The 13,861-nt window shown below is 59.7% G+C and carries 11 protein-coding genes and 2 pseudogenes; 9 read left to right on the top strand and 4 right to left on the bottom strand.

The features are described 5' to 3' along the window. Nucleotides 1-375 precede the first annotated feature (375 nt). The 4 genes and pseudogenes from G9465_RS22545 (at nt 376) to G9465_RS22530 (ending at nt 5,823) form a co-directional block, all read left to right on the top strand. A complete protein-coding gene (locus G9465_RS22545) occupies nt 376-582 on the top strand; it encodes a hypothetical protein (RefSeq protein WP_349674917.1) in 207 nt (68 codons plus the stop codon). A gap of 70 nt (nt 583-652) precedes the next feature. Beyond that, a pseudogene (locus tag G9465_RS22540) lies at nt 653-2,271 on the top strand (SLC13 family permease). 40 nt (nt 2,272-2,311) lie between these two features. Continuing rightward, nucleotides 2,312-3,565, top strand: a complete 1,254-nt coding sequence (locus tag G9465_RS22535) for an MFS transporter (protein WP_166974880.1) — start codon at nt 2,312-2,314, stop codon at nt 3,563-3,565. Further along, nucleotides 3,562-5,823, top strand: coding sequence for an NADP-dependent malic enzyme (locus G9465_RS22530; protein WP_166974877.1), 2,262 nt, complete (start codon nt 3,562-3,564; stop codon nt 5,821-5,823). The genes G9465_RS22535 and G9465_RS22530 overlap by 4 nt, the downstream gene beginning before the upstream one ends. Nucleotides 5,824-5,901: 78 nt before the next feature. Here the strand turns inward: G9465_RS22530 and G9465_RS22525 are convergent, their stop codons facing one another. Both G9465_RS22525 and G9465_RS22520 read right to left on the bottom strand, forming a co-directional pair. Then, the gene (locus G9465_RS22525; protein WP_166974873.1) at nt 5,902-6,345 is read right to left on the bottom strand and encodes a universal stress protein; all 444 of its coding nucleotides are present in this window, start codon (nt 6,343-6,345) and stop codon (nt 5,902-5,904) included. Between the two features lie 80 nt (nt 6,346-6,425). Then, entirely contained in the window at nt 6,426-6,800 is a 375-nt protein-coding gene (locus tag G9465_RS22520; RefSeq protein ID WP_166974870.1) for a tautomerase, read from the bottom strand. Nucleotides 6,801-6,989: 189 nt separating this feature from the next. On the opposite strand from G9465_RS22520, the gene G9465_RS22515 reads away from it, so the two are divergent. From G9465_RS22515 to G9465_RS22495, 5 genes and pseudogenes are all read left to right on the top strand, one after another. Next, complete coding sequence (locus G9465_RS22515; RefSeq protein WP_166974867.1) at nt 6,990-8,609, top strand: SLC13 family permease; 1,620 nt, start codon at nt 6,990-6,992, stop codon at nt 8,607-8,609. 155 nt (nt 8,610-8,764) lie between these two features. Beyond that, on the top strand, nt 8,765-9,091 hold the full coding sequence (locus G9465_RS22510) for a hypothetical protein (protein ID WP_166974864.1): 327 nt from the start codon (nt 8,765-8,767) through the stop codon (nt 9,089-9,091). Then, nucleotides 9,069-9,776: pseudogene (locus tag G9465_RS22505) on the top strand (IclR family transcriptional regulator); the annotation flags it as partial. The gene G9465_RS22510 and the pseudogene G9465_RS22505, both read left to right, overlap by 23 nt. A 181-nt stretch (nt 9,777-9,957) precedes the next feature. Further along, complete coding sequence (locus G9465_RS22500) at nt 9,958-10,170, top strand: hypothetical protein (RefSeq protein ID WP_166974861.1); 213 nt, start codon at nt 9,958-9,960, stop codon at nt 10,168-10,170. 448 nt (nt 10,171-10,618) lie between these two features. Continuing rightward, complete coding sequence (locus tag G9465_RS22495) at nt 10,619-11,050, top strand: universal stress protein (protein ID WP_166974858.1); 432 nt, start codon at nt 10,619-10,621, stop codon at nt 11,048-11,050. A 31-nt stretch (nt 11,051-11,081) separates the two neighbouring features. Here G9465_RS22495 and G9465_RS22490 read toward each other — a convergent pair whose 3' ends face one another. Both G9465_RS22490 and G9465_RS22485 read right to left on the bottom strand, forming a co-directional pair. Next, nucleotides 11,082-11,684, bottom strand: a complete 603-nt coding sequence (locus tag G9465_RS22490; RefSeq protein ID WP_166974855.1) for a DJ-1/PfpI family protein — start codon at nt 11,682-11,684, stop codon at nt 11,082-11,084. A 42-nt stretch (nt 11,685-11,726) separates the two neighbouring features. Continuing rightward, nucleotides 11,727-13,751, bottom strand: coding sequence for a TRAP transporter permease (locus G9465_RS22485; RefSeq protein WP_227015864.1), 2,025 nt, complete (start codon nt 13,749-13,751; stop codon nt 11,727-11,729). Nucleotides 13,752-13,861 lie beyond the last annotated feature (110 nt).

Below are 13,861 nucleotides of genomic sequence, written 5' to 3'. Positions count from 1 at the left end.
AGAACTGACCGCCCATCGAAGACGCAGATTCAAGCTCTACTGGAAGGGCTAGTGGGCTTTCGATGTGATCGACTGACGTTGGTTTACCATCGTTTTTAGCCCTCTTGTATCATTGATACACTGCTAGTGAGGGCTTAAGAGAGTGTCCATCTGTGTCTAGCGATGTGTAGCTTCAATCGGTGTCTCGATCGTAGTAGCGGCTACCGAACACAACGATTATCCGTTTGGTTATCACATCGGAACGCTACAGACAAGTCGATGAACAAGTCTTTCTCACTTCTCAGTCTTGGCTAGCATGTCGTAGTTCGCCTACTGCAAAACTCCCCAAGGAAAATGGAACATACCGAATCTCTCACTCTAGATGAGATTTCTCCGATGGCTTGGCGACTTCTCCGAGTCGCTGCCGGGTACGAGCAACGAGTGGTCGAGCGGGAAGTCGAAGATCTCATGCAAGCACACATATCGATGCTCGAAAACGGGAACCGTGCGCTCTCGAACTCTCGACGACGGGAACTCTTCGATCTCTACACCGAGGAACTTACAGCGGAACAGCACCGGGCCATCATTAATAATTTTGAATAAATATAACCACTCATCATGCACAAGTCTACCCAAGATTTAAGTATAGACACACAAGACTGTCTCTGTATCAATGATACAGCGCCATACGACCGCCGTACAACAACAATTCGGCAAATTCTGCGTTGCAGTTCTCGGGGCACTGTTGATCGCACTTGCACCGTCTCCGGCAGGGCTCTCACTCGCAGGACAGTACACGCTCGCGACGATGTTCTTTGCCGGATCTCTCTGGGTCACGGGGACCCTGCCACTCGCGGTCACCGCGCTGACGATTCCTGTGCTCCTCACCGGAACCGGTGTCTACGACGACATGGACACTGCGCTCGTGGGGTTCGCCGATCACCTCATCTTCCTGTTCATGGCTGGATTCATGCTAGCGAATGCGGTCCAGAAGTACGACATCGACCGTCGGATCGCGTTGTATACAATGGCGAAGATGGGGAGTTCACCGCGCCGTCTCATCGGCGCTGTTATGATTTCCACCGCGGGGTTGTCGATGTGGGTTTCGAACACCGCGACGACTGCGATGATGACGCCGATCGCCGTCGGCGTCCTCACGCAGGTCCTCAGCAGCGAGGACGTCGTCTCGGTTGGTGAGTCCGCGTCCGACAGTACTACCACAGGAACGGCCACGGATGGTGGTGTAATCGAGAACCCGGACAAATTTACGAACATGCAGATCGGGATGTTGCTCGGGACTGCATACGCCGCGAGTATCGGTGGCGTCGGCACGATAATCGGCACGCCGCCCAACGCCGTTCTCGTCGGCCAACTCAACGCCACTCTGGGATACGAGATCGGGTTCGTCGACTGGTTGCTGATCGGGCTTCCGGTCGTCTGCATCACGCTGCCCATCGTCTGGTATCTCCTGACGTACGTCCTCTATCCGCCACAGATAAGCGACGTTGGTCAGGCACAGGAACAAGCACGCACGTATCTCGAAGAGGAGGACAATCTGAGTACGCGAGGCCGACGGGTTGCGATTATTTTCGCGACCACGGCCGGTCTGTGGGTACTGGGTGGACTCGGGGCTTTCCTGGCTCCGTATCTACCGGACGTCTGGATGACGACCCTCTTCGGCGGCGAGGGGATGACCGTCTTCGGCCTCGAAGGCCATCAGGGACTACTCTACTACGTGATGGTCGGCGTCGTGGCGATTCCCGCGCTCGTCCTCGCGGACACGATGGAGTGGGACGAACTCGTCGACATCGACTGGGGGACCCTACTGCTGTTCGGCGGCGGCATCGCCCTCGCGAAAGCCCTCGCCGATACGGGCACCACGGAGTGGATTGCCACGACCGTATTCGGTGGTCTTACCGGTACGCCCGTGATCCTCATCATCGCCGCCGTCGTGTTGCTCGTCGTCTTCCTGACCGAGATGACGAGTAACACCGCGACGACGAGCATCCTCGTTCCGATCCTCATTGGCCTGGGAAGCGTCTTCGCGGCTACGCTCGGTCTCACGGACTTCAAAACGGCGGTCTTCCTGTCAGTCGCGGGGACGATCGCCGCTAGCTTCGCGTTCGCACTGCCCGTCGCGACGCCCCGAACGCGATCGTCTTCGGGAGCGGCTACATCAAACAGGAGCACATGTTGCGAACGGGGATGATACTCAACGTCGTCATGACCGCAATACTGACGGGTCTCATCTGGGTGCTGTTCAACTTCGTCTGGCCCCACCTGCTCTGGTGACCCGACTGGCACCCTACTACCTATATCAATATTTACCTCAATGAAACAACGTAGAATTCTGTCACTGGTCTTTCTGTGGCAACTCGCTGCGAGTATCTGTTACTACGCTGTCTTCGCCGCGACACCATTTCTCCGCGACGAGTTCGGTCTCTCCGGAACGGCAGTGGGGGTAGTGGTTACGTCGCTCACGCTCGGATATGCGGCGTTCTTGCTCCCGCTCGGCGCGATCACCGATCGGTACGGCGAACACGGCACGCTGACCATCGGTCTCATCGGACTGGCCATCGGGGCCGTCCTCGTCGCAAGTTCGGGGTCGTACGTGACGCTGCTCGGTGCTGTCTTCGTCCTCGGTGGCCTGTATGGGACGGCGATGCCGGGCACGAACAAGGCGATCTTCGGGAACGTCTCGACGGACCGTCAGAACCTCGCCACGGGTATCAAACAGGTCGGCGTGACCGCTGGAAGCGGTATCAGCGCCGTTCTGTTGACGAAGGTCGCCGCTCTCGTCACGTGGGAGGTCGGGTTCTACATCGCAGCCATGATCGCGATCACTGTCGCGATCGTCTTCGCGGCCGCGTATAACCCGACGCGGACGACCCAACAGACGGAGTTCCCCGAGTTCCGAGTGTTACTCCGGAATCGACCGTATCGGTCACTCTGTATCGCAGGGTGGTTTCTCGGAGCCGCACTGTTTACCACTGTGGGATACACGATTCTCTATCTCGACGAAGCCGTTGGCATGTCTATCGCAGTTAGCGGACTCGTACTCGCCGGGCTTCAGGTGTCGGGGAGTGTCGGTCGTATCGTCTCGGGATGGCTAAGCGATACGCTCCCCGGAGAGCCGCGTCGACGTATCGGGACGATCCTCGCCGTGCAAGCCCTCGCGAGTGCAGCGCTGTTCGTCGCGGTCGCGTTCGTCGATCGCGGACTGGTAGCGATAGCGGCGTTCGTAATGCTCGGGTTTTTCATTCTCGGCTTCACCGGCGTATACTACTCCTGTCTCGCGACACTCGTTTCGAATGAACAGATGGGTGGTGCAACCGCTGGCGGACAGCTCGCACTCACGTCCGGTGCACTGCTTGCCCCGCCGGCTTTTGGCTTCGTCGCCGAGATGATCGGCTATCGAGAGAGCTGGCTGTTGCTTGCGGGACTGACGTTGCTCTCGACGGTATTCATCTTCCGTGTCGTTACAGCATCGACACCTAGAGTCGGACAGAGTAACGACACATCCTGTACGGACCCGGCTACTGAATGCAAAGCATCTCTATCTCAACAACAAAGAGGTAACCAATGACGCTCGAAGACGATGCACGCGAGTATCACCGTAAAGACCCCCCAGGTAAAGTGGAGATCTCGACGACGAAACCGACAAACACGCAGCGTGACCTTTCACTGGCGTACTCGCCCGGTGTCGCAGCACCCTGCCGAGACATCGCCGAGGACGAGACGCTAGCGTACGACTACACTGCGAAAGGGGATCTCGTCGGCGTCGTCTCCAATGGCTCTGCCGTGCTCGGACTCGGCGATATCGGCGCACAGGCGTCGAAACCGGTGATGGAGGGGAAAGGCGTCCTGTTCAAGCGCTTCGCGGACATCGACGTGTTCGATATAGAACTGGACATCGATGACCCTGCGGCGTTCGTCGAAACGGTCGCAGCGATGGAGCCGACGTTCGGCGGCATCAATCTGGAGGACATCAAAGCGCCGGAGTGCTTCGAGATCGAATCCGCCCTCCGCGAAGAGATGTCCGTGCCCGTCTTCCACGACGATCAGCACGGAACGGCCATCATCTCGGGAGCCGCGCTGCTCAACGCCGCCGAGATCGCCGAGAAAGAGCTGTCAACTCTTGACGTCACCTTCGCAGGTGCCGGCGCGGCCGCAACGGCAACCGCTCGCTTTTACGTCTCACTCGGCGTCCCTCGTGAGAACATCACGATGTGTGACATCGACGGGATCCTCTCGGAGACCCGAGCCGACGCCGGTGACCTCAACGAGTTTACCGAGCCGTTCGCCCAGGGGGTCGACGACGGCAGCCTCGAAGACGCGATGGAGGGCGCGGACGTGTTCGTCGGCCTCTCCGTTGGCGGGCTCGTTAGCCAGGAGATGGTCCAGTCGATGGCCGATACCCCGATCATCTTCGCGATGGCCAATCCCGACCCCGAAATCGCGTATCCGGATGCCAAGACGGCTCGGGACGACACGGTCATTATGGCGACCGGCCGGTCGGACTACCCCAATCAGGTCAACAACGTTCTCGGATTCCCGTTCATTTTCCGCGGGGCCCTGGACGTTCGGGCGACCGAGATCAACGAGGAGATGAAACGGGCCGCAGCAGCGGCGCTCGCCGACCTCGCCCGAGAAGACGTCCCCGATGCAGTGGTCAAAGCGTACGGCGACGAACCGTTACAGTTCGGTCCAGAGTACCTCATTCCGAAGCCGCTGGACCAGCGCGTGCTCTACGAAGTGACGCCCGCCGTCGCGCAGGCGGCGATCGACAGTGGCGCTGCTCGCCACAACCTCGATCTCGAGACGTACCGGGACGAGCTAGAGGCACGGCTCGGGAAATCCCGTGAGATGATGCGGGTCATCCTGAACAAGGCGAAGTCAGACCCCAAACGTATCGCACTCGCAGAAGGGGAAGACGAGAAGATCATCCGTGCCGCGAGCCAGATCGTCGAGGAAGGAATCGCCGAACCTGTCCTCATCGGCCGAGAGACCCGGATCCGCAGAAAGGCCGACGAACTCGGCCTCGACTTCGATCCGGTCGTTGCCAACCCGGACGACGGCGACTGGGGCCACTACGTCGACCACCTCTACGAGCGCCGCCAGCGAAAGGGCCTCACACTCATGGAAGCAGACGAGCTCATCCACCGTGATTCGAACTACTTCGCCAGTATGATGGTCGAGATGGACGACGCCGACGCGATGCTTACCGGCCTGACGAACCACTATCCGTCCGCACTCCGCCCGCCGTTGCAAGTGATCGGCACTGCGGAAGACGCCGAGTATGCCGCGGGCGTCTACATGCTGGCGTTCAAGAACCGAATCGTCTTCTGTGCGGACGCGACGGTCAATCTGGATCCCGACGAGGAAGTGCTCGCCGAAGTGACGAAACACACTGCAGAACTCGCCCGTCGGTTCAACGTCGAACCTCGTGCTGCACTCCTCTCGTATTCGGACTTCGGCAGCGTCGACAACGACGGTGTCCGAAAGCCCCGCGCGACCGTACAAGCGTTACACGAAGACCCTTCGGTCGACTTCGCCGTCGACGGGGAGATGCAAGCTGACACCGCACTCGTCGAAGAGATGCTCACCGGCAGCTACGGCTTCTCGGAACTCGACGGTCCTGCGAACGTCCTCGTCTTCCCGAACCTCGAAGCCGGCAACATCGGGTACAAACTCCTGCAGCGACTCGGCGGTGCCGAAGCGATCGGACCGATGCTCGTCGGCATGAACAAACCGGTCCACGTGCTCCAGCGTGGCGACGAGGTCAAAGACATCGTCAACCTCGCTGGCGTTGCGGTCGCCGACGCACAGGAAAACGAGAGTTGAGTTCGCTGAACGGCACTCCGCTCGGGGGACAGATTAACAGCGAAAACTCGAACGCCACACGCCTGACCACCGGGCGATTCACTCTCGACGGACGAACACGACTGGACACGGTGCGGACAGAAGAACCGTTTGCGCCGTCGAGCCGAAAGCGGCTTTCCCAGCGGGTGAACGCTCGCTTCCACCGATAATAAGGAGATCCGCGTCCGCAGCTACGTCGAGAAGGGCATCGACGTGTGGGCCAACGACGGTGTGAAAATCGTAGTCGAGCCCCGCAGCGTTCAGGCGGGCGTCGATGGCGTTGAAGGTCCCATGTCGCTCTGCTATTTCTTCGGGTGTTATCTCGCCCACGTCACTCGCACCGATACTCGTCGCAGTGGTTTCGTACTCCGCTTCTGTAAACACCTGAGCGACCACAGCCCGAGCGTTCGCCGGCCCTGCGATGTCGAGCAACGTCTGTGCGAGTTTCGTTCCCTGTCCTTCGTCACCGGGTCGAACGCCGAGAACTACTGTTTCGAGCGACATGTATCATTGATACACTGGTGGGTACTAAAGTTCTTGCACTCTCCTCGGAGTGGAGTATCGTGCCGGCTCTCGCTGGCCGGTCACTCGTCGGTCCACGTATCACCGACGCGGTCCATGCCCATCATCGCCTCTCCTGGATGTTCGGTGAACACGACTTTCATGTTCTCGGTCGGAACGTCGAACGCGTCCGCAGCGTACTCCATCGTAGCGAGTGCGAACGAACGTTTGCGCTCGAACGACCTCCCACGTCGGATTTCCGCGTCGAGGAACAGTAGCGGTCCATCGACTGCTCGGCCGAGGTGAAGCGCTGCCGACTCGTGTTCGCGGACCACGACAGCGACGTGCCCGCTCGTGGTCGCCATCTCGGCCGTGTAGAGTTCGGTTATCCGCTCTGCAAACGTCGTTTTATCGTCGTCTGACAGCGATAGCGTCGTGTCGAACTGTAATAGCGGCACAGTTCGAGGTACTCCGTAGGCGTCCTTCTATCTTTCTGCCCCCTGTCTTGCTTGGGGGTATCGAACGCGGAGCGTTCCGAGAAACGCGCCCTCGACATCCGCGAAGGCCGTCGCGATGTTGTTAATGGTCTATCACCTACGTCCGGCCAAAACCTTTATTATAGATGGCGAGTATTCTCTCTTGTATCAATGATACAGCGCCATACGACCGCCGTACAACAACAATTCGGCAAATTCTGCGTTGCAGTTCTCGGGGCACTGTTGATCGCACTCGCGCCGTCTCCGGCAGGGCTCTCACTCGCAGGACAGTACACGCTCGCGACGATGTTCTTTGCCGGATCTCTCTGGGTCACGGGGACCCTGCCACTCGCGGTCACCGCGCTGACGATTCCTGTGCTCCTCACCGGAACCGGTGTCTACGACGACATGGACACTGCGCTCGTGGGGTTCGCCGATCACCTCATCTTCCTGTTCATGGCTGGATTCATGCTAGCGAATGCGGTCCAGAAGTACGACATCGACCGTCGGATCGCGTTGTATACAATGGCGAAGATGGGGAGTTCACCGCGCCGTCTCATCGGCGCTGTTATGATTTCCACCGCGGGGTTGTCGATGTGGGTTTCGAACACCGCGACGACTGCGATGATGACGCCGATCGCTGTCGGCGTCCTCACGCAGGTCCTCAGCAGCGAGGACGTCGTCTCGGTGGGGGACTCGGTGTCCGATAGCACCACCGCTGGAACGATCGCCGACGGGGGTATATCGGCGGACGCGGATACGTTTACGAACATGCAGATCGGGATGTTGCTCGGGACTGCATACGCCGCGAGTATCGGTGGCGTCGGCACGATAATCGGCACGCCGCCCAACGCCGTCCTGGTCGGCCAGCTCAACGCCACCCTGGGATACGAGATCGGGTTCGTCGACTGGTTGCTGATCGGGCTCCCGGTCGTCTGCATCACGCTGCCTATCGTCTGGTATCTCCTCACCTACGTGCTGTATCCCCCACAGATAAGCGACGTTGGCCAGGCACAGGAACAGGCACGTGCATATCTCGAAGAGGAGGACAATCTGAGTACGCGAGGTCGACGGGTTGCGATTATTTTCGCGACCACGGCCGGTCTGTGGGTACTGGGTGGACTCGGGGCTTTCCTGGCACCGTATCTGCCGGATGTCTGGATGACGACCCTGTTCGGCGGCGAGGGGATGACTGTCTTCGGGCTCGAAGGCCATCAGGGACTGCTCTACTACGTGATGGTCGGCGTCGTGGCGATTCCCGCGCTCGTCCTCGCGGACACGATGGAGTGGGACGAACTCGTCGACATCGACTGGGGGACCCTACTGCTGTTCGGCGGCGGCATCGCCCTCGCGAAAGCCCTCGCCGATACGGGCACCACGGAGTGGATTGCCACGACCGTATTCGGTGGTCTCACCGGTACGCCCGTGATCCTCATCATCGCCGCCGTCGTGTTGCTCGTCGTCTTCCTGACCGAGATGACGAGTAACACCGCGACGACGAGCATCCTCGTTCCGATCCTCATCGGTCTGGGAAGCGTCTTCGCGGCTACGCTGGGTCTCACGGACTTCAAAACGGCGGTCTTCCTGTCGGTCGCGGGGACGATCGCCGCTAGCTTCGCGTTCGCACTGCCCGTCGCGACGCCCCCGAACGCGATCGTCTTCGGGAGCGGCTACATCAAACAGGAGCACATGTTGCGAACGGGGATGATACTCAACGTCGTCATGACCGCAATACTGACCGGTCTCATCTGGGTGTTGTTCAACTTCGTCTGGCCCCACCTGCTCTGGTGACAACACCGGCGTACAGATCTCAGTATAGGATTCCCCCTCAAGTGATAGGCATGAAACGGATTATTTCACTAGTCTCTCTGTGCCAACTTGCTGCGAGCAGCCGCTCTTACACTGCGTCACGCCGATGGGAGGGACCAGAAAAACGGGTCTCCGCTGTGACCGAGATAGAAAGGGGTGCCAGCGACGCCGCTCCAGGTTCCACGGACGACACCCTCGAGTCTGAGCTGCTCGCACCGAGTGGCCGACAGTCTCTCGGCCAGACCAACTGTTCGACTATTAATCACTACTTCTCGGAGATCAAGGAGTACAACGAGCGTATCGAATCCCAGACCGGAACGATTGACGTCTCTATGCCGTATCGACATCTGACGGCGACCGAACGTCTCACCGTTCCGGGAACGGGGTACTGCGACAGTGGTGTCGTAACGATCAGCGATCAGCGGCCTACACAAAACGATAATGGGAACGAAAATGCGGGATGACGGGACGAGTAGTACAGACGAAGCCAAAGGCGCTGTCGGGTCGAACAGCAAAATATCGTCGGTCGACCGCACACTCGACATCGTCGAGCTTCTCGCAGCGGAAACGACCCTCGGTGTGACTGAGGTGTCGGATGAACTGGGTATCGCGAAGAGTACGGTGCACGACCACCTCACCACGCTCAGAGACCGCGGATACATCCACAAACGTGAGGACGGATACCAACTCGGGATGGGGTTTCTTCACATCGGAGAGACGGCACGGTCTCGGATGAGCGCATACGACCTCGCTCGCGAGAAGGTAGTAACATTGGCTCAACGGACCAACGAGCGCTCGCAGTTCGTCGTCGAGGAGAACGGACGCGGTATCTACGTCCACCGCGAGGTCGGTTCAGACGCCGTCCACACCGACTCCCGTATCGGCGGACACCTGCCACTGTATGCGACGGCCGCCGGGAAGGCGCTCCTCTCGCATTACGATGACGAGACCGTCCGTGAGATGGTCGGACCCACCCTCGAACCGATCACAGAGAACACGATCACCGACGTGGATGAGCTACTTGCGGCCCTCGAGGAGGTTCGCGAACGCGGGTACGCGACGAACTGCTCGGAAAACACGAAGGGATTACGGGCTATCGGTGCCCCCGTGGAGTTACCGAACGGCGAACTGCTAGGCGCGATTAGCGTTGCCGGTCCGACGAATCGACTGAAGGGCGAGCGATTCACCAGGGAACTGCCGGACCTGGTGTTGGGAATCGTAAACGAACTGGAGCTCAACATCGCATACTCCGGATCGGGCAGTCGGAACACTCGATGACGCGAGAGCGATAATTGGTAAATTGGATTATCGGATAGAGAGACAACACAATATGGCAGACAAGCATGATACTGACTCACAGTCACAAGAAAGACAAGAGATGGTCATCGTCTCGGGGTCGAATTACAACAGGACGTACCACCGAAGCGAGGACTGCCGTGCGGTTAAAATAATGAACTACTGGGTCGAAAAACCGCTTGCGGTCATCGAGGGTCACTACGGTCCGTGCAAGCGATGTGTCGGTGCTCCTCATGACGAAGAGTGACACCGGCAACCCGGCTTCAGTACTGCACAGAGGCCGCTCTCTGATACGGACTGCTGTAGTTCAGTACCGGATCGAGCGCACGACTGCGTACAGTCGTCCCGGTACACAGCTACAGCAGTCCGTATGATAGGATCGGTTGTCCCTGTGTCCCGGTGATTCGCCGACTGGGCGAACACCGGAAATGACTTACAACGGACTCTATGACACGCACCCCTACTGCTGGAGCGTAGGACACAGACCAGACGGTATTTCGGGGTAGCGACCGGACGGCAGACGCTCGTCCTCAGTTCTCCACAGTGATGTACCGCCGGGATTCGTGGCGATGTCGACGTTCACGTCGTCTCTACCTGTGTTCACCGTGGGACACGTCGGGGAACACCGACAGTGTCGACCGGTGGTATTCCCTCTGGGCAGAAGATTAATGCCAGATGGTTTGGAAGTTACACACGTGCATCGAGTACTGCTCGCGGTCGACGGTGACGAGGAGCGACTGGCTTCGCAGCTGAAGGCGATTCGAAACCTCCCGGGACGAGACGATCTCTCGGTGTTGGTACTGTTCGTTCACGAGGAGGTCGACGCGCCACCGGACGAGGCAGGCAGTTCGGTGATCGAGTCTATCAACGAGGGTATCGACAGGTTACAGGGCGTTCCAGACGCCATCACGGAAGCGAAAGAGACACTCGAAGCCCTGGACATCCCGGTCGAAGTGTTGACCGGCAAAGGCGACGTTTCGACCGTCATCCTCGACACCGCTGCGGACCGTGACGTGGATAGTCTCTGTCTCGCCAGCCACAAACGAACTGCAGTCGGGAAAGCGGTGTTCGGGAGCGTCACCCAGAAGGTCGTTCTCGAGAGCGACCGTCCCGTCCTCGTGGTGTAAACGCTGGCCTCGTCACGGACGGTCGCCGACGTCAGTGACTGTCGTGAATCTGGCCCCGGGGCTCGTACTCCATCCGCTCGGACACGCGGGTGGCGACATCAGCACCGAACTCGCGCTCGACGAGATGCAGCGCTAAGTCCAGGCCCGATGTCACGCCACCGGCGGTGACGAGATCACCGTCATCGACCACGCGCGCGTTGATAACATTCGCACCCGTCTCTCGAAGCTCACCGATGGCCGCATGATGTGTCGTCGAAGGCCGCCCACGCAACAGACCGGCATGGGCGATGAGCATGGCCCCAGTACAGACGCCAGCAACTGTCGTTCCCTGGTCATGGAGTCGCGAGATGGTCTCCGGCAACGTTCCTCGTTGGGCCTCTGCCCACGCACCGGTCTTTCCGCGAGCGTTCCACTGACCACCTGGAACGACGAGTACGTCCGGAACCGACTCGGTCAGTGGAACCGCCCGACCGATTTCGAGACCATGACTCGCGGTGACCGTCTCTGTACGATCGGTCGTACAGAGAGTAACGGTAAGGTCGGCACCCGCGCTGGCAGCGTTCTCGAAGACCTCGTACGGGCCGACTACGTCTAACTCGTCGACGCCGTCGAACGTGATGATCGCGACCTCCATGCCCCGTTTCCGGCCGGAAGTTAGAAGAGTGTGTCGGTCGGATTACTTTTGCTTTAGTTCGTCTGTCTGTACCGAGCTACCGAAGTCGAACAAGTCAGAGAGCGTTGCAACGGGGTCGGGCCGACCAGTGACGGTCTGGAGGATATACATCACGACAGCGGCCGTCATCGCGCCAGCCTGGACCAACTGACCCGGGTGGACCATCGTCAGGATGCCTGCGGTAAAGAAGGCGACTCGGAACCCCGCGGTGGCCGCACGGCCATACGTGAACCGATAGTTGATGCCGTGGATGACGGCGATGGCACCGAAGAGTGCGAACCCAGCCGACGTGAGCGTCAGCTGATTCAATTCCGCGGAGACGATCTCGGGGTGATAGACGAAGACGAACGGGAGGATGAACAGCGGCGCGGATATCTTGATCGCTTCCCGACAACTCCCCCAGAAGTTCCCGCCTGCGATCCCGCACGCGACTGCGACACAGGTAGCGATCGGCGGGGTCAAGCCGGCGAGAATCGCGGCGTAGAACACGAAGAAGTGACTTGCGAGTTCGGGGAGGAAGAACTGGCTGATGAGCGTGGGGGCAACCAGCAGTGCGACGATGGTGTACGATGCGGTCGTCGGCATCCCGAGTCCGAGGATAATACAGATGACCATCGAGAGGATAGCGGCGACGATCAGGACTCCGCCCGAGAGGTCGAGCAGGGCGAGCGAGATGGCCGTCGGCACACCTGTCGCGGTGAGGATGTCCACGACGCCGTTAATCGCCGCGAGGATGATCGTCACCGGTGCCAGAACGATGACGCCCTCACGGGCACCGTCCAGCGTCTCCCAGCCGGTCCGCTTGATCGATTCGACTGGGGACTCGTCGCTTATACCGGCGGCGGCCCGGATGACCGGGATTGACAGCCCGGTGACCAGCATCACCGATGCGGTCCACAACGCCGCCGTCATCACCGTGACCTGTTCGATCCCGAGCTTGTAGATGAGGACGAAGAGCGGCAGTCCGAACTTTATCGCTTCAGTGAGGAACTCATCGCGCGGGAGCGGATCCTCGATGAGTCGATCCGCGTTCACGTCGTCGAGCTGCGGTGCCGAGACGTAGTGAACTGCGATGAAGATCGTCAGTGAGAGGATCGTCGCGGGGATCAGTCCGGCGATGATGACGTCGACGTACGTGATCCCGGTGATGAGCGACGCCATGATAAACGCGCCGGCCCCCATAACCGGTGGAAGCACCTGACCGGCAGTCGATGCGACCGCTTCGATAGCGCCCGCAGTCTCCGGTTTCACGCCGTTGCGCTTCATCAGCGGGATCGTGAACGAGCCGGTCATCCCGGCGTTGGCCGTCTGGCTCCCGTTGACAGATCCGATCACCGCACTGGACAGCACTGCAGTCTGTGCGATCCCCGAGTCGAGGTATTTCGCCGACCGAAACGCGAGTCGCATGATGAGATCGAACGCGCCGTAGGCCTTCAGCAGGCCGGCATACAGCAGGAACAGCGCGATCCACGCGGCGACCAGTTGAGTCAGGAACCCGAAGAAGCCGTCGACGCTGATGACGGTCGTCCGAAGGATACGCTCGACGGTGAGGCCGCCGTGTTGGAGCGGTCCCGGTGCGAACATTCCGAAGGCACCGTATCCGAACCCGAGTATGACGACCGCAAGGAACGTCCGACCGAACGAACGCCAGGTGAGATAGATCATGACCGCTACGAATACCGCGGCCGCCCAGTACTCGAACGGCAGCGCACGCCCGGAGCGTTCGACGTACAGCGCCTGGAAGTTCACCGCCATGTACACCGTCGTAGCAGCGATATCGAGCGCACAGAGGGTGAGAGCGACCGCATCGAGGCGATTGTCTGGACCGTACGCCTGCTTGAAGTCTGCGACGATGTTGGCCCGGCCATTGCTCTCTGTCAGCGCCATCAGTTCGGTGAGAATATACAGTTCGAGAATCCCACCGAGGAAAACGACACCGTACTGTGCACGTGGGATCGTCTGATCGTAGGCGTACGCGATCACGATCAGCCAGAAGGCCACTGACAGGCCGATGAGCAGGTTCCGCATCGACAGGGCCTCTGCGTCCCAGATTCCTTCCCGGTCGAAGGCGACCCCTGAATCTGGTTCGTCCGGCGCGCTTTGATTTTGTTCAGCCATTGCCGTACCTCTGTCTGTGA

The organism is Haloarcula sp. JP-L23, assembly GCF_011602445.1.
Classification (GTDB): Archaea; Halobacteriota; Halobacteria; order Halobacteriales; family Haloarculaceae; genus Haloarcula; species Haloarcula pellucida.
This window is presented reverse-complemented; position numbering and strand designations above follow the sequence as displayed.

Excerpts from the sequence above, each read along its gene's own strand:
- G9465_RS22530 (WP_166974877.1), top strand. The coding sequence starts at position 3,562 with ATGACGCTCGAAGACGATGCACGCGAGTATCACCGTAAAGACCCCCCA.
- G9465_RS22515 (WP_166974867.1), top strand. The coding sequence starts at position 6,990 with ATGATACAGCGCCATACGACCGCCGTACAACAACAATTCGGCAAATTC.
- G9465_RS22535 (WP_166974880.1), top strand. The coding sequence starts at position 2,312 with ATGAAACAACGTAGAATTCTGTCACTGGTCTTTCTGTGGCAACTCGCT.
- G9465_RS22545 (WP_349674917.1), top strand. The coding sequence starts at position 376 with ATGGCTTGGCGACTTCTCCGAGTCGCTGCCGGGTACGAGCAACGAGTG.
- G9465_RS22500 (WP_166974861.1), top strand. The coding sequence starts at position 9,958 with ATGGCAGACAAGCATGATACTGACTCACAGTCACAAGAAAGACAAGAG.
- G9465_RS22490 (WP_166974855.1), bottom strand. The coding sequence starts at position 11,684 with ATGGAGGTCGCGATCATCACGTTCGACGGCGTCGACGAGTTAGACGTA.
- G9465_RS22485 (WP_227015864.1), bottom strand. The coding sequence starts at position 13,751 with ATGCGGAACCTGCTCATCGGCCTGTCAGTGGCCTTCTGGCTGATCGTG.
- G9465_RS22525 (WP_166974873.1), bottom strand. The coding sequence starts at position 6,345 with ATGTCGCTCGAAACAGTAGTTCTCGGCGTTCGACCCGGTGACGAAGGA.